The organism is Devosia sp. Leaf64 (assembly GCF_001421945.1).
Taxonomy (GTDB): domain Bacteria; phylum Pseudomonadota; class Alphaproteobacteria; order Rhizobiales; family Devosiaceae; genus Devosia.
Window position 1 is genome coordinate 134,606 of sequence record NZ_LMLO01000019.1, and the last position, 19,806, is coordinate 154,411.

The window sequence follows — 19,806 nt, forward strand, 5'->3', positions numbered from 1 at the left end:
TTCAGTGTTCCCTCTTGAGCGGGCGGGACATCAGGCCCGCAACGATAGTGGCAATGTCGGCGCGGCCGGCAACAAAGGCGTCGACGGCATCGATCAGTGGCGCATCGACATCGAGGCTTTTGGCAAGCGCTGCTGCAACCGGCGCGGTGGCGACGCCCTCGGCGAGCTTGGCGCCGCTTGCAAGAATTTCGTCCGTCAGCCGCCCAGCGCCGAGCGCCATGCCGAATTGATAGTTTCGCGACTGAACCGAGGTGCACGTGAGCGTGAGATCGCCGAGCCCCGCAAGACCGGTCAACGTGTGCGCGGAGCCGCCTAGGGCATGGACCATGCGGGCCAGTTCGGCATAGGCGCGGGCGATCAGCGCCGAGCGTGCCGAAGCGCCAAGGTTTGCGCCTTCGACTGCGCCACAGGCCAGGGCGTAGACGTTTTTAAGAGCCCCGGCGATTTCGACCCCGATACGATCATCGGCGGCATAGGGGCGAAACGTCGGGCCAGCGAGCGCGGCAGCAAGATCTGATGTCAGGTTAGCGTCGTCGCCCGCGAGGGTGACCGCGGTAGGCCGTCCGGCCGCGACATCGCCGGCAAAGCTGGGGCCGGAGAGCACGAAGCCGAGCGCCGCGGGCGCCATATCGGCGAGAATCTCGCTCTGCCGCGCGAGGGTGCCAGTCTCAAGGCCCTTCGCCGAGAGAATGACCGGCTTACCAGCCAGCAAATCTGCATTCAGCGATGTAAGCAGTGTTCGCGTCGCTTGTGCGGGCACGGCAAGAATAAAGATGTCGGCCTCGACCGGCGTAGTACTAGCGGTGACCGTGTCGAGCAGCTCCTGGCCGGGCAGGGCGGCTTCATTGCGATGTAAGCGATTGATCGCCTCGACCTGTTCGGCGCTGCGCAGAACAAGTGTCACCGGTCGTCCGGCCATGGCCGCGGCCTGCGCCAACGCGGTGCCCCAGGCGCCACCACCGATGACTGCGACGCTTTCAAGCCGCATCGGACTTCACCCGCATATCATCGTCCTGCAGCGGCCAACGCGGCCGCGCAGCAATGGTCAGCTTGTCGGTGTCGCCCAGCGCAAACCGTTCGGCGCCGGCCCAGGCGATCATCGCGCCATTATCGGTGCAAAGCGCGATCGGTGGCACGATGAGTTCCGCGCCGACGCGGTTGCATAGTAAGTCCAGCACCGAGGCGATTTCGCGGTTAGCCGCGACACCACCGGCTACGACGAGGCGCATAGGTTGACCCGGAAAGAGGCTGGAAAACTTTTCAAGCGCCTGGCGGGATCGGGTCTCGATGATGAACGCCACCGTGCTTTGAAAACTTGCCGCGATGTCAGCGACGTCAACATCGCTGAGCGGCGCCAAGGCTTCGGCCTGCAGGCGTACGGCGGTCTTTAGGCCGGAGAATGAAAAATCGAGCCGTTCTTCGCGCAACAGCGGTTTTGGGAACTTGAACCTGTGGCGATCGCCAGTTTTGGCGGTCCGCTCGACCGCGGGGCCGCCAGGATGGCCGAGCGACAAAAGCTTAGCTACCTTATCAAACGCTTCGCCTAGCGCATCGTCGATCGTGCCGCCCCAGCGCTGGTAGTCGCCCACGCCGCGCACCAGCACGAACTGGCTATGTCCGCCCGAAACCAGCAGCATCAAATAGGGAAATTCAACGCCATTGGTTAGCCGCGCCGTCAGCGCATGGCCTTCGAGGTGGTTTACGCCGATCAGCGGTTTGCCGAGCGACGCCGCCAGTGCCTTGGCCGTCGTCAGCCCCACAAGCACGCCGCCTATCAGGCCCGGGCCAGCGGTGGCCGCAACAGCATCAACATCCGCGAGGCCAATCTCCGCTTCGTCGGCGGCCTGAGCGATAATATGGTCGAGCCACTCGACATGGGCCCGCGCGGCAAGCTCGGGCACGACGCCGCCAAAGGCCGCGTGCTCATCGAGCTGGCTGCGGACGACGTTGGAACGAATGGTACCGTGACCGGATTGATCCCGCACGACGATGGCAGCCGCGGTTTCATCGCAGCTTGTCTCAATTCCAAGAATTATGGCTTGCGCTTGCCCGGTCACGACGAACTGGTCTACTCCGAAGAAAGAAGCGGCGCGATGCCTTCGCGGTCCGCGCACCAACTGTCCATTGGCCTATACTAGGACGGAGCCAGAATGCAATCGCCAGCCCCCTTCGCCCGGATCGGAACACGCGGCAGTCCATTGGCTCTGGCCCAGGCAAAACTCGTGCGCCGCCTGTTGTGCGAGGCCCATGGCGTCGGCGAAGATGAGATTGCAATAGAAGTCTTTTCGACCGGCGGTGACCGTAGCCAGGCGGCCAATGTCGAGCTCGCAACCATTGGCGGCAAGGGCGTCTTCACCAAGGAAATCGACGACGCGCTGCTCGCTGGCCGCATCGATATCGGCGTTCATTCGAGCAAGGATGTTGCGACGGGCATGCCAGAGGGCATGGCTTTAGCCGCTTTTCTCGAGCGCGAAGACGTGCGCGACGCTTTTCTCTCGGTCAAAGTGCAGTCGATCGACCATCTGCCCGAGCGGGCCCGCTTCGGCACATCCTCCATTCGCCGCGCCGCGCAGGCGCTGCGTCTGCGGCCCGACCTCGAAATCGTGCCGTTCCGCGGCAATGTGCATACGCGGCTCAACAAACTGCTTGAGGGCGTCGCCGACGCGACCCTCTTGGCCATGGCCGGCCTCAATCGGCTCGAAGAGGCCCATCGGGCGACGGCCATTCTCGATACCCAAAATTTCATGCCTGCCCCGGCGCAGGGCGCAATCGGGCTCGCCGTGAGAAGCGATGATGAGCGTTTCCGCTCCGTTGTTGCGGCGCTCGATCATGCTGCGACGCACGCCGCTATTCTGGCTGAGCGCACCATGCTTGCCGTGCTCGATGGCTCTTGCCGCACGCCCGTCGGCGCGTTCACGTCCGGTACTGGTGCTGGTCTCACCCTCACGGGCGAAATTCTGAGCCTCGATGGGCAGACGAGTTTTCAGGCCGAAGCCAGTGGCGCGACGCCAGAGGCGCTGGGCGAAAAGGTCGGCAAATCCCTCCTCGAACAGGCCGGTCCCGATTGGGTCCGCCAGTGGATGGCCTAGATGAAGATGCTCGTTACCCGTCCTGAGCCCGATGCACAGGCCACGCAGGATCGTCTCGCCGCTCTAGGCATCGCCTCAGAAGTAGCGCCGCTTCTCACCCGGCATGTGCTCGACTTCAATCTGCCGGCGCTGTCCGGCTTTGCCGCGCTCGCCATAACCAGCACCAATGCTCTCCGCGCCCTTGAAGAAAAAGGATTGCTCGCGGCTCTCAGCCATCTGCCGGTCTACGCTGTGGGCGATCGGACTGCCCACGAAGCGCGCAGCCTTGGATTTACGGATGTCGTCAGCGCCGGCGGCACCTTTGAGCGTCTTTCGACCATGCTGGCGCTGGCCCGGCTCGACGGCCCGGTGCTGTATCCGGCCGGCAAGCATCTGAGCGGCGACCTCGCACACGCCCTCGCGGCCCATGGCATCATGGTCGTCACCGCAACAGTCTATGACATGGTCGCTGAGGCAGATTTTCCTGAAGATGTTTTGGCGCGAATCAAAGCCGGAGAATTTGCCGCCGCACTCATCTATTCGCGGCGCACGGCGGAGATTTTCGCGTCGGTTCTCAACGAGCGGCTTGATGCGGCACAAAAGCGCGACCTTGCGCTCTTTTGTCTCTCAGAAAATGTCGCTCAGCCATTGATCGAAAGCCATTTCACTCGCGTTCATCTGGCGGATAGGCCCGACGAAGAAGCAATGATGTCGCTGGCATTGGCTTTTGCCCGCGAGCAAACTGGGTCATGATCGGGAAAGGCAAAAGGAAAGCACATGGCTGATCCCAAGGACAAGGCAAGCGCTCCCCCCGAAACCAAGCCCGCCGGCAACAAGTCGGCTGCGGTGAAGCCGCCGGTGCTTGAAGGCAAGGCGCGCCCGGCTGGCGCGACGCCTGCGACCCCCGTGGTGAAGCCTGGGCCGGACAAGGTCGATGCGGCAAAGCCCGAAGCCTTGAAGCCAGAACCTGCCACGGTCGAGCCGGGCAAGCCCGAATCAGCCAAGCCGTTTGGCCCGGAAAAAAAGCTCGATCCGCTCACCTCTGGAGCAGCAACAGGCGCGGCCAAATCCGACCTGCCGAAATCCGATCCAAAGCCCACCCCGCCGCCAGTCGCGCCTAAGCCGCAAAACACCAGCAGCGGTGGTTCTGTATGGCTCGCCGGCCTCGTCGGTGGCGTGATCGGTCTTGGCGCCGCCTATGGTCTCGCGGTTGCTGGCTATTGGCCGGCGCCCGCTACGCCGCAGCAAGATCCGCGGATCGCCCAGGTGTCGTCGGCCCTGCCTGAATTGCAGACCGTTACGTCCACTCTTCAGGACGAGTTGGCCCGGCTCAATGAGCGTGTGTCGAGTGTCGAAGCAGGCGCTGGCACTCAAGCGGCCGAATCAACGGGACCGGGAACGGACCAGTTGGCAACCGACCTCGCCGCGCTGACCGCGCGGGTCGAAAGTCTGTCCTCTACGCCGCAGGCTCAACCGCAGGAAGCGGCTGAAAATGCCGCTGCCATCGCCAGCCTCCAAGCCGATCTCGCGACCCTTCGCCAAAACGCCGCGCAGACGCGCAGTGAGCTCGATACGGTTTCGGGAAAAATCAGCACTCTTGAAAGCGATGTTAGCGCTGGCACCGCGGCCGAAGCGGGGCAGGCCCGCCTGCCGCTGATCGTCTCGGGCTTTGATTCGGCCTTTGCAACGGGCAGTGCCTTTGATGCCGAAGTTGCAGCGCTCCGTCAGGCATTGCCCAATTTCGATGTACCGCAGACCATCCTTGCCAATGCCATGACCGGGCTCAAGCGGCCCGATCTCGTCAAACGCGATTTCGATGCCGTCCTGCCCGATATCCTTGCCGGCCGGCCGACGCCCGCCAATGCCGGATGGCAGGAATCTGCCGGTGATTGGTTCCGCGGCATCATCGCCCTGCGCCCAACCGAGGCTGTGGATGGCGAAGGGCCAGAAGCGACCGTCGCCCGGCTCGAAGGCGCCATCAACCGCGGCGATTTCATTGCCGCCAAGACCGAATTCGACGCCTTGCCCGAAACCATGCGCGCTGCCGCCGGTAGTGTCGGCGATGATATTGCCAATCAGGCCGCGGCGCAGGGCTTCATCGCAGATCTCCGCCAGGCTGCTCTCACCGGAGGGAACGGGGCATGATCCGTCTCGCGCTCTGGATCATCGGCAGTCTCGTCATCGCCGCCATTGCCGCATGGCTCATGGCCTTGCCGGGCACGCTGACGCTTGAACTTGCCGGCTATCGCATGCAGCCCCGGCTCGGCACAGCGGTCGTCTTGCTGCTCCTTGCCGCAGCGCTCGTCATTCTGGTCTGGGCTCTGGTGCGGCGGATTATCGGCGCCCCTCGCGCCATGGCGCGGCGGCGGGCGATCCGCCGGCGCGAGCAGGGCGTCGAAGCCCTTTCGGATGCCGTCATTGCGCTCCAATCGGGCGACCCAGCCCGCGCCCGGCTCCTTGCGCGCGAAGCGCAAGCGCGCCTGCCTGATAATAGCGCCGCAAAGCTCCTCGAAGCGCGCGCCGATCTTGCCGTCGGTGATATGCCGGCTGCGCGTGAACATTACCGGGCGCTCATCGCCAGCGACAAGACGGCCCTTGCCGCCTTGACCGGACTTTACGATCAGGCCCGTGCGCAGCAGCGGCCCGAAGCCGCCCTGACCTTTGCGCGCAAGGCAATGAGCCTATCGCCCGAAAGCGGTTGGGCTGCGGAAGCGGTGTTTGACGATCTGGTGCAGCGTGGCCAATGGGCCGAAGCCGTCGCCATGGTCAATGGCGAGGCGCCCTCGGGCCGCGAAGGCCGGGCGAAGAAGCGCCGCCGCCAGGCCGTGATCGAAACCGCGCGCGCTCGCCAGAGCGAAGCCAGCCAGCCCCTCATGGCGCTCGAACACGCGCTTACAGCCCTCAAACTCCTTCCCGATTTTGTACCGGCTGCCCTGATCGCCGCACGCATCCAGATCAGCCAGGGCGAAAGCCGCAAGGCGATGAGCCTCCTGCGCCGCATCTGGCGGGCCACGGGCCATCCCGATGTCGCCGCTCTTTATACTCATGCCCAGCCCGGCGCCTCGGCTGTCGATCGTTTAAAGCGGGTCCGAGAAATCATCGATATGCCACCAGAGCATCGCGCAGCCGCCATGGCCATGGCCCGTGCCGCCGTGGATGCCTATGACTGGCCGCTCGCGCGCGACGTGTTGATGCCCTATGTCGGGCCTGATCTGACTCAGGGTGTCGCGAGCCTGATGGCCGAGATCGAAGCGGGCGAGAGCGGGGATCAGGGCAAGGCGCGCGAATGGCTCGCCCGGGGCCTCCGCGCCGCGCGCGATCCCGCCTGGACGGCCGATGGTCTTGTTAGCGACGAATGGGAGCCGATCTCGCCGGTTACTGGCAAGCTCGACGCATTCGAATGGAAGGTGCCCGTCACGAGCAATGCTCGTCCGGCGAGCCTGCCACCGGCGCTTCCTGTCGAGCCGGCAGAATTGTCGCCCAAGACGCCTGCCTTGCCTCTTGCATCAGCTGAAAACCAACAGTAAAAGACCCACCATCCGCCGCGGCCTCGAGCCCGGTTGGCGCCGCTTTAGCTCAGTTGGTAGAGCACATCATTCGTAATGATGGGGTCAGGTGTTCGAGTCACCTAAGCGGCACCACTTCCTAAAAATCCTCAGATTTCGGCCAGTTCTGCGCGTGCGCTTTCATAGGCGTGTCGGGCCGAAGCCTTGATGCGCAGCTGCGCGCCTTGCTTGATCGTCTGCGAAAAGAGCTGGCTGCGCTCCTCTGCCGTCGAGAGGAAGAACGGAAAGCGCTCGGCGACGCGGGTGCGGATCGATTCGACCGTAGCGCCGAGAAGCGTCACCGGGAAATGAAGACCGGGATAGGCACGCACTTCGCTCATCGGTACCGAACCGAAGACGCGCTTATAAAAAGCGCCGTGCTCTGGCCGCACGATGGCCAGCGTCTGGTCGGCATGAAAATGCACCGAAGCCATGGCGGCGACGCGGAGCGTCAGGAAGGGCAGGGCTGGATAGGCGAGCGAAGCCTCATAGTCCGCCGTAAACCGGCTCGGATCGATAAAGCTCATGCCCTCGTCGATCAGCGGCTCCAGGATGTCTGGAAAGACCTTCATGCTCGGCGACCGGCGGTGGTCTGCTGTCAGGTGATGCAGCCTGATCGAACTGACCAGTTCGCCCTTGATATAGACGCCAAAGCTCATGGCATTGGCGGTTTCGTCGAGATCGTCGATGCAGATCTCTTCGGCATTGTGGTCCATAAACCCCTCGCGCCGATAGGCGCGGTAGCGCAGCTTATAGATCGGGTCGTCAATGACGCCGGCATCGACCCGGGCATAGCTCACGTCATCGAGAATATCGATCAAGGCGCCGGAAAAACGCGAGGGTATACCCGCGCGGGCTGCAGCCGCGCTGTCTTTGTCGATCGCCATGCTGCCCGCCCCTGAATACGAATAAATACGAGGTTAACAATGTGTTAACGCGTATCCAAAGGCGACAATGCCGGTATAGTTAATATACGAGCTTTGCCTTAGGTATTTGTGGAAACAAGCCGCAGCGGTACCACGGTTTGACGGGAATGCTGTCGTTCCAGCAGCCGTGAAATGGCGTCGTAGCTCAGCGGTGCGCCATAAAGGAAGCCCTGAATCAGGTCGACCTCGGTGTGTTTGGTGACCAGTTCGAGCTGACGCTCGGTCTCGACGCCCTCGATCGTCGCGACGAGGTCGAGGTCCTTGCCCAGTTTGACCACATTGGCGAGGAGCTTGAGCGCCTTGTCGTCGCTTTCGATATCATCGAGGAACGAGCGGTCAATCTTGAGTTTGGTAAAGGGCAGGGCGCTGAGATAGCTCAGGGACGAGTAGCCCGTGCCGAAATCGTCGAGCGCGATGCCGACGCCACGCTTTGAAAGCTCGAGCAGGGCGCTCGCGGCCGCGTCGCGCTGCTGGATGACGGTGGTTTCGGTGACTTCGATTTCGAGTCTCTCTGGCGAAAGTCCGGCCTTATCGAGCGCGTCGGTCACGAGCTCGCTGACATCGCAGGAGCGGAAATCGCGCGCCGAAATATTGACGGCGACGCGCATGTCATCGGGCCAGGTGCGGCAATCCTGGGTGGCTTTTGCCAAAACGAAGCGGGTGAGATCGGTGATCATCCCAGTGTCTTCGGCGATCGGAATGAACACGGCCGGCGAAATGGCGCCAAGTGTTGCATGCTTCCAGCGCGCCAGTGCTTCGCAGCCGACGACGCGGTTTTCGCGGGGATCGACGATCGGCTGGTACGCCAACTGGATTTCACCATCGGCAATGGCGGCCTTGAGGTCGATCTTGAGCTGCTGGCGGAGCTGATATTCGGTGTCCATGCGTGCATGGAATTGGACGATCCGGTTTTTGCCGCCCGATTTCGCGGCGTTCAGCGCGAGGTCGGCCTTGATCATCAACTGATCGAAATCATCGCCACGGTCGGTCGACGACACCGAACCGAGGCTGACATTGATGGTCAGTTCGCGGCTTGGCAAGCGGTAGGGCACTTGCAATGCCGCGACGACGCGACGCGCATCGGCTTCGATGACATCCTCATTGCCGTGCGAAATGAAGAAGACGATGAACTCGTCGCCCCCGAGCCGCCCGACGATGGCATCGCGCGGCAGGACGGCCGGCAGGCGCAAGCCGACTTCCTCGAGCAATTGATCGCCTGCCAGATGGCCGAGCGTATCGTTGATATGCTTGAAATCATCGATATCGAGGATCAGCAGCGCTGCAATCCCGGGCTCGATCTCGTCGAGCCGCGCTTCGAGTGCGCCCTCCACCAGTTCGGCAAAATGCGCCCGATTGGGCAGGCCGGTGAGCGCATCGAACCGGGCCATATGGCTGATCCGTTCTTCGGCCGCGATACGGTCCGAAATATCTTCGAACAGCAGGACGACCTTGGCGTCGCGCGAGGAAATCGAGGCTTCGAAATATTGTCCGGCGCGATTGCCGATCAATACCTTGCCGCTTGCGCCCGTCTCGATCAGCACCAGCATGCGCCGCGCTGCAGCGGAGGTCAGCGCACCGGTTTCAAGCGCGTGATCAAAAAGTTCGTAAAGCGGGCAGCCGAGCCAATCTGCCGGCTCATCGATGCCAAACGCTTCGAGCGCGCTGTCATTGGCCACCTCGATCAGGCGGTTCTGGTCCAGCATCAAAAGGCCATGGGCCAGCGTATCAAGCGCGGTATCAAGCTGCACCGCCAAGGCCGAGGCCGTCGTGCGGCCATGCACCGCCCGGAGCAAGACATCGCGCGAATTGCCCGCAATCTTGCGCAAGGATACGAAGAACGGCAGCAGCAAGAGCGTCAGCAGCGCATAGAAAATATCGCCCGTCAGCAAAAGCCCGAGCGACATCGGCACGGCGATGAGGAGGACTTGGATGGTCATCAGCCGGTCGATGGCGAAATTGCGCTGGGCGACGCCAACCAGCACCGAAACCGAAACGCTCGCGGCCGTCAGTTCGGCAAAGGCATCATCGACGACCCAGAAACTGAGGAGACACCAGACGCCATAGACCGTGGCTATAGCGGCAGCCCCGATCGTGGCGCGGCCTTCCCAATAGATGGCGGTCTCGACGTCTTCGTCGCCAAGCTCCGCATCGGCAAAAGCCCGCATATCGAGGTGGCGAACCGCTCCGACGATGATGAAAAGCACCGCGATGCTGGCAAGATAGGCCGAACGCGATTCGAGCGCGGCGACCCCGGCGGCGAGTGCCGAGCCATAGGCGCCGAGCAGCATGGATAGCCTGTCGGCATAGAGCGAGCGGATCAACGACACATAGTCGATCGGCGGCAGCAATTTGTGGGCGGCTTGGAACATTGCGATCCGCCTAGGGCTCAACTGTTGAGGGCCCGTACCTTCGACTCCGGTCAAAAGGCATGGGCGGACGCCACAGGGCAGTGGCTTTTGGCCATTTCATCCTTGAAACGACCGACCTCTCGTGACGTGTGAGACAACGCGGATCTGGTTAAGATCGCCTTGAATGTGACGCACGGCTTGAACTCTTGTCCGACTTTCCCGTTGCGAAGGTGAACCATGTCTTAAAGATCGGCAGAGAACGAGGACGAAATGAGCCAGCGTTTGTCAGCAGCAGAGGTCGAGACGGCGAAATCCAAGCTCGAGGGCTGGACGGTCGACGCCGAAGGCAAGACGCTTAGCCGCAGTTTCACGTTCAAGACATTTACCGAGGCTTTTGGGTTCATGGCCCAAGTGGCGCTGTTCGCTGAAAAGGCCGAGCACCATCCCGATTGGTCCAACAGCTACAACAAGGTCGAGATCACTCTCTCGACCCATGACGCCGGCGGCCTCACGCAAAAGGACGTCGATCTGGCTGAAAAGATCGGCGCCATCGCCTGATCGGCCCCTCTCAATGGAAATTGCGGCCCTTGGGCATGGCGGCATAGGCGCGGCGACGCGCCAGTTCGATCTCGCGAATGGCGTTGCGATCCCGGCTATGGCTGCCCGGCGGGCCTGATTTTCCTTCGTCGGCCCGCGCCACGACCTTATCGCCAAAGTCCTTGCCGTGAGACAGGTCGAGCAATTGCGGGGTCATGTCCTCCAAATCGTCGGCGATGATATGGACAACGATCCCCTCGCGCTGCACTTGGCCTTTTACGGCCAGCATCCGGCTCGACAGCAGAATTTTGCGCATCCGGTCATTTTCGAACATTTTGGGCCAGACGACGATATTGGCGACCCCGGTCTCGTCCTCGAGCGTCACGAAGATCACCCCGCTTGCCGTCCCTGGTCGCTGCCGCACCAGGACAAGCCCCGCCACCTCGATCCGATGTCCCGGCGTCACCCCCATCAAATTCTGCGCCCGCGTCACCCCGCGTTCCTGCAACATCGGCCGCATGAATTCTACTGGGTGCCCCTTGAGGGATAGCGACAGCGTCGCATAGTCATGCACCACCTCCTCACCCGGCGCCATCAATGGCAGGCCCGCTGGCTCTTCCCTTTCGCTTTTGGCCGGACCAGAAGCAGCAAACAGCGGCAGCGTGTCCGCCCCGTGAGTTCCCACCAATCCCTTCACCGCCCACAACGCTTCGCGGCGATTGAGGCCCAAAGATGCAAAAGCATCGGCCCTTGCGAGTTTTTCGAGGCTGGCAATGGGCACGCCGGTCCTCAGCCACAGGTCTCGTATTGAGCTATAGCCCCCGCCCCGCCGCGCCAAAATGCGGTTGATGTCATTTTCGGCAAGGCCTTCGACAAAAGTCAGACCCAAGCGGATGGACTTATTGGACAGGATATCTCCGCGCATTTCGGCATGGCGCATCCAGACGCCATCGCCTGTGTCGCGGGTGCCTGGCTCAAGAATGGATTCGAGATGGGAAAAATTGATGTCGACGTCGAGGATCTCGACCCCATGCTCGCGCGCGTCGCGCACGATCTGGCTGGGCGAGTAAAAACCCATGGGCTGGGAATTGAGCAGTGCGCAGGCAAAGACATCGGGATAGTGGCACTTAAGCCAGCAGGAGGCATAGACAAGTAGGGCAAAGCTCGCCGCATGGCTTTCGGGAAAGCCATACTCGGCAAAGCCCTGGATTTGGGCGAAGCAGTTCTTGGCAAATTCTGGCGGATAGCCGTTTGCCTCCATACCTGCCAAGAATTCGTCGCCGAATTGGGCGATCTTGCCGGTGCGCCGCCAGGCAGCCATGGCGCGGCGCAATTGGTCGGCCTTGCCGGGCGAAAAGCCAGCCCCGACGATCGCGATCTGCATCGCCTGTTCCTGAAACAATGGAACTCCCAGTGTGCGTTCCAGCACCCCTTTGAGCTTGTCGTTATAATAGACCGGCTCTTCGAGCTTTTGCCGCCGCCGCAAATAGGGATGCACCATGTCACCCTGAATGGGTCCGGGGCGAACGATGGCGACCTCGATGACTAGGTCGTAGAATTTTTCGGGCTTGAGCCGGGGTAGCATCGACATCTGCGCCCGGCTTTCGATCTGAAAGACCCCCAGCGTGTCGGCCCGCTGGATCATGGCATAGACACGCGCCTTGTCCATCGGGCCCTGGCCCGTCTCCTCGGAGAGAAGATCAACCAGTTGCAGGTCCTTCTTATAGTGGACATGCATGAGCTCGAAAGCACGCCTGAGGCAGGAGAGCATGCCGAGCGCCAGGATATCGACCTTGAGAATGGCCAAAGCGTCGATATCGTCCTTGTTCCATTCGATGATGACGCGGCTGTCCATCGCGGTCTTGCCAATGGGCACGAGGCTTTCAAGGCTATCGCGGGTGATGACGAAGCCGCCGACATGCTGGCTCAGATGACGTGGAAAGCCGCGCAGGACTTTGACCACCTCGAACATCTGGGCCAGCACGGGATCGTCCGGGTTAAGCCCGATATTGCCAACGCTCTTGAGGTCGACGCCTGACCCCCAGCCCCAATGCAGCTGGTTGAAGGCGCTGATCGTATCTTCAGAGACACCGAAAACCTTGGCGGTCTCGCGTATGGCGCTTTTGGATCGGTATGTGATGACATTGGCCGTCAGGCCGGTGCGCCGTCCGCCATATTTCTGGTAGACATATTGCATCACCTCTTCGCGCCGCTCGTGCTCGAAATCGACGTCGATATCGGGTGGCTCGTCGCGCTCGGTCGAAATGAAACGGCCAAAGACGAGATTGCCGGTTTCCGGATTGACCTCGGTGATATGAAGACAAAAGCAGACGCTGGAATTGGCCGCCGAGCCGCGGCCCTGACACAGTATTTTGCGCTCCTCGCGGGCGAAGCGGACGATGTCGTGCACGGTCAGGAAATAGGCTGCGTAGTTTTTGTAGCCAATCAGGCAAAGCTCGGACCAGATCGACCGCTTGATGCTGTCGGGCAGGCCTTTGGGGAATCGCTTGGCGGCGCCTTCCCAGGTTAGGCGTTCCAGCGTTTGTTGCGCCGTCTCCCCATTGCCCACCGTCTCTTCGGGATAATTGTATTTGAGCTGATCGAGCGAAAAGCCGATGCGCGCGATAAAGCGTTGTGTTTCCCCAAGGGCCTCGGGATGTTCAAGGAAGAGCCGCGCCATTTCCTCAGGCGGCTTGAGATGGCGTTCGGCATTGCGTGTCAGCAAAAATCCGGCATCCTCAAGGGGCACGTGCTCGCGAATGCAGGTGACGACATCGAGCACCATATGCCGGTCCGGCTCGTGATAGGCCACGTCATTGCTGGCGATCATGCGTGCGCCATGTCTTTTGGCGAGAAAATCGATCCGGTTAAGCCGTGCCCGGTCCTTGCCATCGAGCCTTGTGGCACCCGCGACCCAGACTCGATTGGGTGTTTCGGCGACGAGGCGCTCCAAGGTGCGTTCGGTCAGTCCCCAATTTTCTTCATCGGGCACGAGGATGAAAAGCTGCCCTTGGGCATAGTTTTCGAGCGGGCCTTGTTCTTGGGTGGAGGCAGGATCGCTGAACCCGAAGAGATCGCCAAACCTCAGGTCGGGATTGCCTTTTTCACCGCGCTTGTTGGCTACCGTCAGGAGCTTGCAGAGCCGTCCATAGGCCACCCGGTCGGTTGGATAGGCGACGATATCGGGCGTGCCGTCTGAAAAGCAGAGCCGGACCCCAACAAGATAACGGAAAGCAGGGTTGATATCGCCCCTGTCGCGGGCTGTTACGTAGCCGCGCACCACCCCGGCAAAGCTGTTGCGGTCGCACAGTCCGAGCGCGTTGAGTCCCAGATGCATGGCGCCAGCCACCAGCTCTTCGGGATGTGAGCCGGCGCGCAGGAAGGAAAAATTACTGGTGGTAATAAGCTCTGCAAAAGCGGGCGGAGAATTTCGGGTCGGTGTCTGGCCCGGCTTTCTCCGCTTGAGGGTGATGACCTCGCTCATGCGAAAAATCCATGCAGATACCAGCTGGGATGGACCGGACCGCCATAAAGCCCCAGGCGAAACACCCAGAAACGGTGACCGTCCCGATCTTCGACCACGTAATAGTCGCGCATGCCGGTCACCGGATCGAAAAGCGGCAGATCCGGCTGATAGGGCAGGGGTTTTGGGATTTCCCCCGGCTCTGGCTTTTCAGGCTTGGGGTCAGGCGCGAGCTTGAGCTTTTCTCGGCGCCGCCACCATTCGGCGCTCAGCCGCTCGGGTCCCGCTGCCTTGACCAGGCGATATTGCTGGCGACGCCAGATCATGGAGGCGGGGAGGCCATCGGGCACTTCGGCATTGATGGCGACAAGTTCAGGCATGGGCAAAAGGCGCAGAGGCCGTTCAAGATCGGGCTCTTCGTTGGCCATCTTCTGATATCGGCCCAGAACCGGCACGAGGCGAGCGGCCCGCTCCGGCACATGGCTTTTGATCAGTTCGGTTTTCAGTACGGCGATCGCGCCCAGCCGGCTCGCGAGCCGATCGGTCAATTGATCGAGCATATCGGCGCCGGACCCAATCGAGAAAGCGCCAAGCTGGGTGGCATCGAGCCTATCGAGTGAACTGGCAGCGAGACGCACCACGTCGATGCCAAAACCGGGATCATAATTCTCCTCGCTCAGCCTCTCGGCCCGATGCTTGAACATATTGGCGATGTGGAGGGGATCGCGCGTTACCCGCCCGGCATTGAGCGAGAGCGTCATGACCTTATGGTCGACGCGATAAAGGAAAAGATGAAAAGCCTGAGCGCCTACACCGTCCTCTTCGAGATGGCGTGCGAGGTCCTGGGCCAGATCCCGGGCGGTCAGTAAAACATCGTCGAGTTGGGAAATCGGCTCGGGAAATTTGCGCTCGACAAAATGCTCGCTCACCGGTAGGCGCGGCACCATGCGCTCTTCGATAAGGCCATAGGCCTGGTCGAGGCGAATGATAAGGGAGGCTCCAAACCGCGCAAGCATCGGCTTTCGAGGCCGATGGCGTAATTCGCCTATGGTTTTGAGCCCCATCTGGTTCAGAAGCGAAAGCTGGTTTTCCTGGAGCCGCAATGCGGCAATCGGCAGGAGATCAAGGCTCTGGTCGAGATCATGGGGTTCGATCACCCGATTGGGCGCGAAGTGGCTCAAGCCCCAGGCGCCGCCAATGGTCGAGGCAACAGCGCCATTGACGGCGTAGCCGAGGGCGCGAAGCCGGGCCACCAGCTGATGCAGCATTTTGCGCTCGCCACCGAACAGATGATCGACCCCGGTGATATCGAGAACGAGATCGCCATAGGGCTTGCTGTCTTTCATCACGCCAACCAGTGGGCTGGCATTGGAGTGCCAATCGGCAAAATCGGCAAAGGCTTGGGTAAAAAACTCAGCCTCATAGGGCAGAACCGTCAGATGCGGCAGCAAGGCTCTGGCATCGGCAAGGCTCTGGCCAAGGCGAAGACCTTCGCGGATGCCTTGAGGGTCGAGCGCGGCAAGCCTCAAGCCGCCGCGGATCTTTTCATAAAGCGCCAGCGGTGGCTTGAGAGCGGGATCGCGCCGCTTGAGATAGTCCGTTGGCCAAAAAGGCAGGGTGAGGACGAGAAACCGGCGGTCGCGCAGCAGGCCGGGATAGACCGTCTTTCCAATCGGGGAGAGAGTTGAAGCCATTTTCCGTCCACTCGAGGACCCAATCCATATTGCGCCGGATGGCGATGCCCTTTTCCAGTTCGAGCCGCCATCGAGCAGCCCCGGGGGCTCTTTCATCGAACGGCCTTCGGCCGGATCGGTGTGGACTTAAGCGCCATCGCACATGCGCGGCGCTGGCCTGCCGCTCGGTGCCGTAGCGCAAGAGAAAGAGAGACGTGCCGCTTTCGGCCGTTCGCAGGCTGAGCCGGCGGCTCGCCGTAAAGTCGAGGGGTTCAGGATGCGCCCCGATATCGGCAACGATGCCGGCAACGGCGCGACAGGCGAGCGCCTCCTCGGCGACCCACAAAAGGTCGCGCATGTCATTGGCCCGCACGAGGATCAGCTGGTCGGGATCAAAGCCGAAAGATTTTAATCCCGGTCCATAGGGCAGGCCAAAGGTTTGTCCGTCCTTTTCCAGCTGCAGGTACAGCACGGCCATGCGCTTGGCGGTCAGCAGTGTTTTCGCCTGTCCCAGCGCAAAGCCGAGACTGGCGCCACCATTGCGCAAGGCATCGGTAAAAATCTCCTGCATTAGCCCACCCGAGAGACGTGGAAAGCTGCCATCGTTAGTATCGAGCGACCGGTCCGGCGTCTCCGCCAGCGCCGGTTTTCTCTCGATATCGGCAATGGTGTCCCGCAGCGCGGCGAGGCGCTGTTGGTGATCGGGGGCTGGCATGATGTGACCGCTTATGTGAACAAAACAGGAACATGGTGACTCAAGCCAGAACAAGAGTCGAGTCCCTTTTCGGTTCCGTCTAAAGGAATCAGTGTGGCCAAGCTGCATCAGGCCGGGTCAAGAGCACCTCGGGCCCAAATCTCATCATTGAGGGAACCAAGGTTCTGCCTCAGTCTTTCCTCGCTGGCTCCCGCCACATCGTCCTGATTCTTTTTCCCCGGCAAGAGGCGTGCTGCCATGTTCGAGGCCCTGACCCGTCTGTTTGGCAAGACCGAGCAATCGTCGGACCCCAATGATCCAAAGCTCTCAGTCGCCGCGCTTCTCGTGCATCTGGCGGCGGTCGATGGCTCGATGAAGGATGAGGAGCGCCAGGTCATTCGTGGCGCCTTGATGGATCACTATGATCTCGACGAGCCAAACGTCGATCGGCTGATCAAACAGGCCGCCTTGCGCGATGCCGAGGCGGTGGATTTTTATCACTTCACCTCGGGCATTACCCGCTTATCGATGGAAGACCGGATCGAGATCATCCGCATGATGTGGACCGTGGTCTTTGCCGACAAAGAGAATCACGAGCTTGAAGACAATATGGTCTGGCGCATCGCCGAATTGATCGGCGTGTCGAGCCGCGACCGCACCGTGCTGCGCAACCAGGTCCGCGGACAGAAAAAGGCCGAGACCGAGGATGAATCCGCTCAATAGGCGGTAAACTTGCCGATCACTTCGGGCTCGTCGGTGGCGCAGTTGAAGTCGCCGGCCTTGTCGGCTGCGGCCCGCGCCAGTTCATTGGCATTGGGATTGGCCAGCGCATCGACATAGGCGATGTGACAGGAATTGCCTTCGGCGATCTGGGTCACGGCCAGGACCTGACCCTTGTCTTCTCCGGTCACCGTATCGGCCGTGCTGTAGCGTACGATGGTGGCGATGGGGAAAAAGTAACCCTTGGCATTGGAAAGGCGCCATTCGAGCTTGTTGCCGAGATTGTTGAAGGGCGGCAGGGTTTGCGCGCCGTTCGAGCTTTCGTCGGGATTGAACCCATAGCCGATCGAAAAGCGCAGGTCCCCTTCCTGCACTTTTATGGGAAACCCCTTATAGCCCGGACAGGCCCAGCTCGCGCCAAAGTCGTCGGCTTCGAGCACGAGGCATTGGTCGATATCGAGATCGGTATAGGCGCTGGTCATGCCCGATTGGGCGAAAGCGGGGCTGGCGCAGAGCGTCAGGGCGAGCAGAAGGGGATACCGCATGGATCAAGCGTCCTCGTTTGGCCTTGGCCGCTACATTGACCCAACCATTGTGCGCAAAACAAGATGAACCCGGCCTGAGCACCATTGCCGTTTACCCCAAGCGGCGGAAGCCTTCGCCTCGGCCGTTTTCCGGCTTGCCTTTGCCCGCCTTTGTCGGGCAGAACCCCTGTCGTTCAGCTTTCCCCCGACGAACCGGACATTCAGCCAAATGAACATCGACGCCATTCCGACCGGCAAGAACGTGCCCGACGACCTCAATGTCATCATCGAAGTCCCCTTGGGCGGCGAGCCGATCAAGTATGAAATCGACAAGGATAGCGGCGCATTGTTTGTCGATCGCTTCCTCTATACGCCGATGCGTTACCCCGGCAATTACGGCTTCGTGCCCCATACGCTCTGTGGCGATGGCGATCCGCTCGACGTCATCGTGATGAATTCGCGCCCCCTCGTGCCCGGCGCCGTGGTGCGCTCGCGCCCGGTCGGCGTCTTGTTCATGGAAGACGATGGCGGCCAGGACGAAAAGATCATCGCCGTCCCGGTCAGCAAGCTCACGCGCATGTATGACAACATCAAGGATATCGAGGATTTCCCCGAAATCCAGCTTGAGCGCGTGAAGCACTTTTTCACCCACTACAAGGATCTCGAGCCTGGCAAATGGGCCAAGATCGACCGGATCGGCAACCTCGCCGATGCGCGCAAGGTGATCCTCGACTCCATCGAGATGGCCAAAAACTCCAAGTAATTTTTGCGATTTGGGCGGGGCTTTGGTCCCGCCCTTTTTGTTTTATAGGCCGGGTCACACCACTCGGATGTCACCCCGGCCTTGAGCCGGGGCCCATCCCGAGATCTCAAGATGGATCCCGGCTCAAGGCCGGGATGACAGCCACTGTCGCACTATCTGCCCCCGCAAGCCGCTTGCCCAAATCAGCCTCTCGCGCCTAAATGGCAAAAATCCTGAGTAGGCTCAGTATGTCGCAACGCAGTGTCGTCGATCAACTTAGCTGGGCCGCCCGTCTTTTGACGCGCGAACGCGAAATCATGCTCGCGCCGATCGGGCTCAATCCGGCCTATGTGCCGGTGCTCCTCGCGCTTTCGTCAGGCGGCGCGCATACGCCAAAGGCGCTGTCCCAGGCCGCCGAAGTCGAACAGCCCACCATGACAGCCACCATCCAGCGCATGGAGCGCGATGATCTCGTCACCCGAAAAGCCAATCCCGACGATGGCCGTAGCGCCCTCATCACCCTGACCCAAAAGGGCTATGACCTCATCGCCGACATGGACCGGGCCCTCGGCGCCCTCAACGAGCTCCTGCTCGAACAATTCACCACCGCCGAGCGCGGCCAATTTCTAGAACTGCTGGGCCGCGTGGTCGCCGTGCTGGAAGTCCAGACGGGCCGGGCGGGGTAGGGGCGCAAATCTGCATTTTGTTCAGCGCAAAATGCTACCGCAAAATTCCAAAAACGATCACCCTCGTGCAGCGCACGAGGGTGATGCGTCGGGATCAGGCGAGTTCGGTTACGAAATTTTCGGTCGGGCGGCGGATCTTTTTGAGGCCGAGAAGCCAGTCACCTTCTTCGGCGCGATAGCCGAGCGGCAGGATGCAGACCGAGCGCAGGCCCTGTGCGGAAAGGCCGAGGATTTCGTCGAATTGGGCGGGGTCAAAGCCTTCCATCGGCGTCGCATCCACGCCTTCGAAAGCGGCCTGCGCGATCGACATGCCAAAGCCGATATAGGCCTGGCGCGCTGCGTGCTCGAAATTGGTCTGGGCATCGCGCGGCACATATGTCGCCTTGAGGCGCTCATAATAGGCGCTGAGGGTGTCGCTGCTCGCGCCGCGCTCGGCGACGGTCAGCGCCAGCATCTGGTCGATGCGCTCGGCGGTGTAATTATCCCAGGCGGCGAACACCAGAACGGCGGAGCCGTCGGTCAACTGCGCCTGGTCATAGGCGGCAGCGCGCAGTTTGGCGCGCACTTCGGGATTGGTCACGACGATGACCTGGAACGGCTGCAGGCCGCTCGAGGTAGGGGCAAGGCGCGCCGCTTCGACGATGCGGTCGACCTTGTCGGCAGCGACGGTCTTGGACGCATCCATCTTCTTGGTGGCATAGCGCCAGTTCAGTTTTTCAAGCAACATTTATCAAATTCCTAGAACGCGCGGCGCCGAACAGGCCTCGGAGGCAAGGCATCTGCAGGCAACCGCACGCCGCTACTTAGGGATCGCCATCCCAACGGCAAGAAGGCACCAAAAGCATACCGCTAGAGGCCAAACCGGTTCAGGGAGCATGGT

The 19,806-nt window shown here is 61.3% G+C and carries 17 protein-coding genes and 1 tRNA gene; 9 read left to right on the plus strand and 9 right to left on the minus strand.

What is annotated here, in order from left to right; genetic code table 11:
• Nucleotide 1 precedes the first annotated feature (1 nt).
• Complete coding sequence (locus ASE94_RS11855) at nucleotides 2-988, minus strand: NAD(P)H-dependent glycerol-3-phosphate dehydrogenase (RefSeq protein WP_062630574.1); 987 nt, start codon at nucleotides 986-988, stop codon at nucleotides 2-4.
• On the minus strand, nucleotides 978-2,057 hold the full coding sequence (gene tsaD / locus ASE94_RS11860) for a tRNA (adenosine(37)-N6)-threonylcarbamoyltransferase complex transferase subunit TsaD (protein WP_082461182.1): 1,080 nt from the start codon (nucleotides 2,055-2,057) through the stop codon (nucleotides 978-980). The genes ASE94_RS11855 and tsaD overlap by 11 nt, the downstream gene beginning before the upstream one ends.
• 93 nt (nucleotides 2,058-2,150) lie before the next feature.
• Between tsaD and hemC the strand changes: the two genes are divergently transcribed.
• The 5 genes from hemC (at nucleotide 2,151) to ASE94_RS11885 (ending at nucleotide 6,709) form a co-directional block, all read left to right on the plus strand.
• On the plus strand, nucleotides 2,151-3,089 hold the full coding sequence (hemC, locus tag ASE94_RS11865; protein ID WP_062630575.1) for a hydroxymethylbilane synthase: 939 nt from the start codon (nucleotides 2,151-2,153) through the stop codon (nucleotides 3,087-3,089).
• A complete protein-coding gene (locus ASE94_RS11870; protein WP_062630576.1) occupies nucleotides 3,090-3,821 on the plus strand; it encodes a uroporphyrinogen-III synthase in 732 nt (243 codons plus the stop codon). It begins immediately after the preceding gene.
• A 24-nt stretch (nucleotides 3,822-3,845) separates the two neighbouring features.
• Nucleotides 3,846-5,213, plus strand: a complete 1,368-nt coding sequence (locus tag ASE94_RS11875; protein ID WP_062630577.1) for a hypothetical protein — start codon at nucleotides 3,846-3,848, stop codon at nucleotides 5,211-5,213.
• On the plus strand, nucleotides 5,210-6,595 hold the full coding sequence (locus tag ASE94_RS11880; protein ID WP_062630578.1) for a heme biosynthesis HemY N-terminal domain-containing protein: 1,386 nt from the start codon (nucleotides 5,210-5,212) through the stop codon (nucleotides 6,593-6,595). The genes ASE94_RS11875 and ASE94_RS11880 overlap by 4 nt, the downstream gene beginning before the upstream one ends.
• 38 nt (nucleotides 6,596-6,633) lie before the next feature.
• Nucleotides 6,634-6,709: transfer RNA gene (locus tag ASE94_RS11885), tRNA-Thr, on the plus strand.
• A 14-nt stretch (nucleotides 6,710-6,723) separates the two neighbouring features.
• Here ASE94_RS11885 and ASE94_RS11890 read toward each other — a convergent pair.
• Together ASE94_RS11890 and ASE94_RS11895 are read right to left on the minus strand one after the other, a co-directional pair.
• Complete coding sequence (locus ASE94_RS11890; RefSeq protein ID WP_062630579.1) at nucleotides 6,724-7,500, minus strand: hypothetical protein; 777 nt, start codon at nucleotides 7,498-7,500, stop codon at nucleotides 6,724-6,726.
• Nucleotides 7,501-7,598: 98 nt separating this feature from the next.
• Complete coding sequence (locus tag ASE94_RS11895; protein ID WP_062630580.1) at nucleotides 7,599-9,908, minus strand: EAL domain-containing protein; 2,310 nt, start codon at nucleotides 9,906-9,908, stop codon at nucleotides 7,599-7,601.
• A gap of 249 nt (nucleotides 9,909-10,157) precedes the next feature.
• Between ASE94_RS11895 and ASE94_RS11900 the strand changes: the two genes are divergently transcribed.
• Entirely contained in the window at nucleotides 10,158-10,445 is a 288-nt protein-coding gene (locus ASE94_RS11900; RefSeq protein WP_062630581.1) for a 4a-hydroxytetrahydrobiopterin dehydratase, read from the plus strand.
• A 10-nt stretch (nucleotides 10,446-10,455) separates the two neighbouring features.
• Here ASE94_RS11900 and ASE94_RS11905 read toward each other — a convergent pair whose 3' ends face one another.
• The 3 genes from ASE94_RS11905 to ASE94_RS21495 all read right to left on the minus strand — a co-directional run bounded on the left by ASE94_RS11905 (nucleotide 10,456) and on the right by ASE94_RS21495 (nucleotide 16,275).
• Nucleotides 10,456-13,908 carry an error-prone DNA polymerase gene (locus tag ASE94_RS11905; protein WP_082461183.1) on the minus strand — a complete coding sequence of 1,151 codons (3,453 nt, stop codon included), beginning with the start codon at nucleotides 13,906-13,908 and terminating at the stop codon, nucleotides 10,456-10,458.
• Nucleotides 13,905-15,233 (minus strand): DNA polymerase Y family protein, encoded by a 1,329-nt coding sequence (locus ASE94_RS21490; RefSeq protein WP_348270976.1) that lies wholly within the window; start codon nucleotides 15,231-15,233, stop codon nucleotides 13,905-13,907. The genes ASE94_RS11905 and ASE94_RS21490 overlap by 4 nt, the downstream gene beginning before the upstream one ends.
• A 199-nt stretch (nucleotides 15,234-15,432) precedes the next feature.
• Nucleotides 15,433-16,275: a hypothetical protein gene (locus tag ASE94_RS21495; protein WP_244484029.1), complete on the minus strand. Its 843-nt coding sequence runs from the start codon at nucleotides 16,273-16,275 to the stop codon at nucleotides 15,433-15,435.
• A 237-nt stretch (nucleotides 16,276-16,512) separates the two neighbouring features.
• Between ASE94_RS21495 and ASE94_RS11920 the strand changes: the two genes are divergently transcribed.
• Nucleotides 16,513-16,977 carry a TerB family tellurite resistance protein gene (locus ASE94_RS11920; RefSeq protein ID WP_062630584.1) on the plus strand — a complete coding sequence of 155 codons (465 nt, stop codon included), beginning with the start codon at nucleotides 16,513-16,515 and terminating at the stop codon, nucleotides 16,975-16,977.
• On the opposite strand, the gene ASE94_RS11925 is transcribed toward ASE94_RS11920, so the two are convergent.
• Nucleotides 16,971-17,519 carry a hypothetical protein gene (locus tag ASE94_RS11925; protein ID WP_062630585.1) on the minus strand — a complete coding sequence of 183 codons (549 nt, stop codon included), beginning with the start codon at nucleotides 17,517-17,519 and terminating at the stop codon, nucleotides 16,971-16,973. The genes ASE94_RS11920 and ASE94_RS11925 overlap by 7 nt on opposite strands.
• 208 nt (nucleotides 17,520-17,727) lie before the next feature.
• Here ASE94_RS11925 and ppa point away from each other — a divergent pair, with 208 nt between their 5' ends.
• Nucleotides 17,728-18,261 carry an inorganic diphosphatase gene (gene ppa, locus ASE94_RS11930; protein ID WP_061908444.1) on the plus strand — a complete coding sequence of 178 codons (534 nt, stop codon included), beginning with the start codon at nucleotides 17,728-17,730 and terminating at the stop codon, nucleotides 18,259-18,261.
• Between the two features lie 227 nt (nucleotides 18,262-18,488).
• Nucleotides 18,489-18,926: a MarR family transcriptional regulator gene (locus ASE94_RS11935; RefSeq protein WP_062630586.1), complete on the plus strand. Its 438-nt coding sequence runs from the start codon at nucleotides 18,489-18,491 to the stop codon at nucleotides 18,924-18,926.
• 94 nt (nucleotides 18,927-19,020) lie between these two features.
• Here ASE94_RS11935 and ASE94_RS11940 read toward each other — a convergent pair whose 3' ends face one another.
• Nucleotides 19,021-19,653, minus strand: coding sequence for an NAD(P)H-dependent oxidoreductase (locus ASE94_RS11940; RefSeq protein WP_061908442.1), 633 nt, complete (start codon nucleotides 19,651-19,653; stop codon nucleotides 19,021-19,023).
• Nucleotides 19,654-19,806: the final 153 nt, after the last annotated feature.

Coding starts and splice junctions, on each gene's coding strand:
- ASE94_RS11855 (WP_062630574.1), bottom strand. CDS start 988: ATGCGGCTTGAAAGCGTCGCAGTCATCGGTGGTGGCGCCTGGGGCACC.
- hemC (WP_062630575.1), top strand. CDS start 2,151: ATGCAATCGCCAGCCCCCTTCGCCCGGATCGGAACACGCGGCAGTCCA.
- ASE94_RS11870 (WP_062630576.1), top strand. CDS start 3,090: ATGAAGATGCTCGTTACCCGTCCTGAGCCCGATGCACAGGCCACGCAG.
- ASE94_RS11875 (WP_062630577.1), top strand. CDS start 3,846: ATGGCTGATCCCAAGGACAAGGCAAGCGCTCCCCCCGAAACCAAGCCC.
- ASE94_RS11880 (WP_062630578.1), top strand. CDS start 5,210: ATGATCCGTCTCGCGCTCTGGATCATCGGCAGTCTCGTCATCGCCGCC.
- ASE94_RS11890 (WP_062630579.1), bottom strand. CDS start 7,500: ATGGCGATCGACAAAGACAGCGCGGCTGCAGCCCGCGCGGGTATACCC.
- ASE94_RS11895 (WP_062630580.1), bottom strand. CDS start 9,908: ATGTTCCAAGCCGCCCACAAATTGCTGCCGCCGATCGACTATGTGTCG.
- ASE94_RS11900 (WP_062630581.1), top strand. CDS start 10,158: ATGAGCCAGCGTTTGTCAGCAGCAGAGGTCGAGACGGCGAAATCCAAG.
- ASE94_RS11905 (WP_082461183.1), bottom strand. CDS start 13,908: ATGAGCGAGGTCATCACCCTCAAGCGGAGAAAGCCGGGCCAGACACCG.
- ASE94_RS21490 (WP_348270976.1), bottom strand. CDS start 15,233: ATGAAAGACAGCAAGCCCTATGGCGATCTCGTTCTCGATATCACCGGG.
- ASE94_RS21495 (WP_244484029.1), bottom strand. CDS start 16,275: ATGCCAGCCCCCGATCACCAACAGCGCCTCGCCGCGCTGCGGGACACC.
- ASE94_RS11920 (WP_062630584.1), top strand. CDS start 16,513: ATGTTCGAGGCCCTGACCCGTCTGTTTGGCAAGACCGAGCAATCGTCG.
- ASE94_RS11925 (WP_062630585.1), bottom strand. CDS start 17,519: ATGCGGTATCCCCTTCTGCTCGCCCTGACGCTCTGCGCCAGCCCCGCT.
- ppa (WP_061908444.1), top strand. CDS start 17,728: ATGAACATCGACGCCATTCCGACCGGCAAGAACGTGCCCGACGACCTC.
- ASE94_RS11935 (WP_062630586.1), top strand. CDS start 18,489: ATGTCGCAACGCAGTGTCGTCGATCAACTTAGCTGGGCCGCCCGTCTT.
- ASE94_RS11940 (WP_061908442.1), bottom strand. CDS start 19,653: ATGTTGCTTGAAAAACTGAACTGGCGCTATGCCACCAAGAAGATGGAT.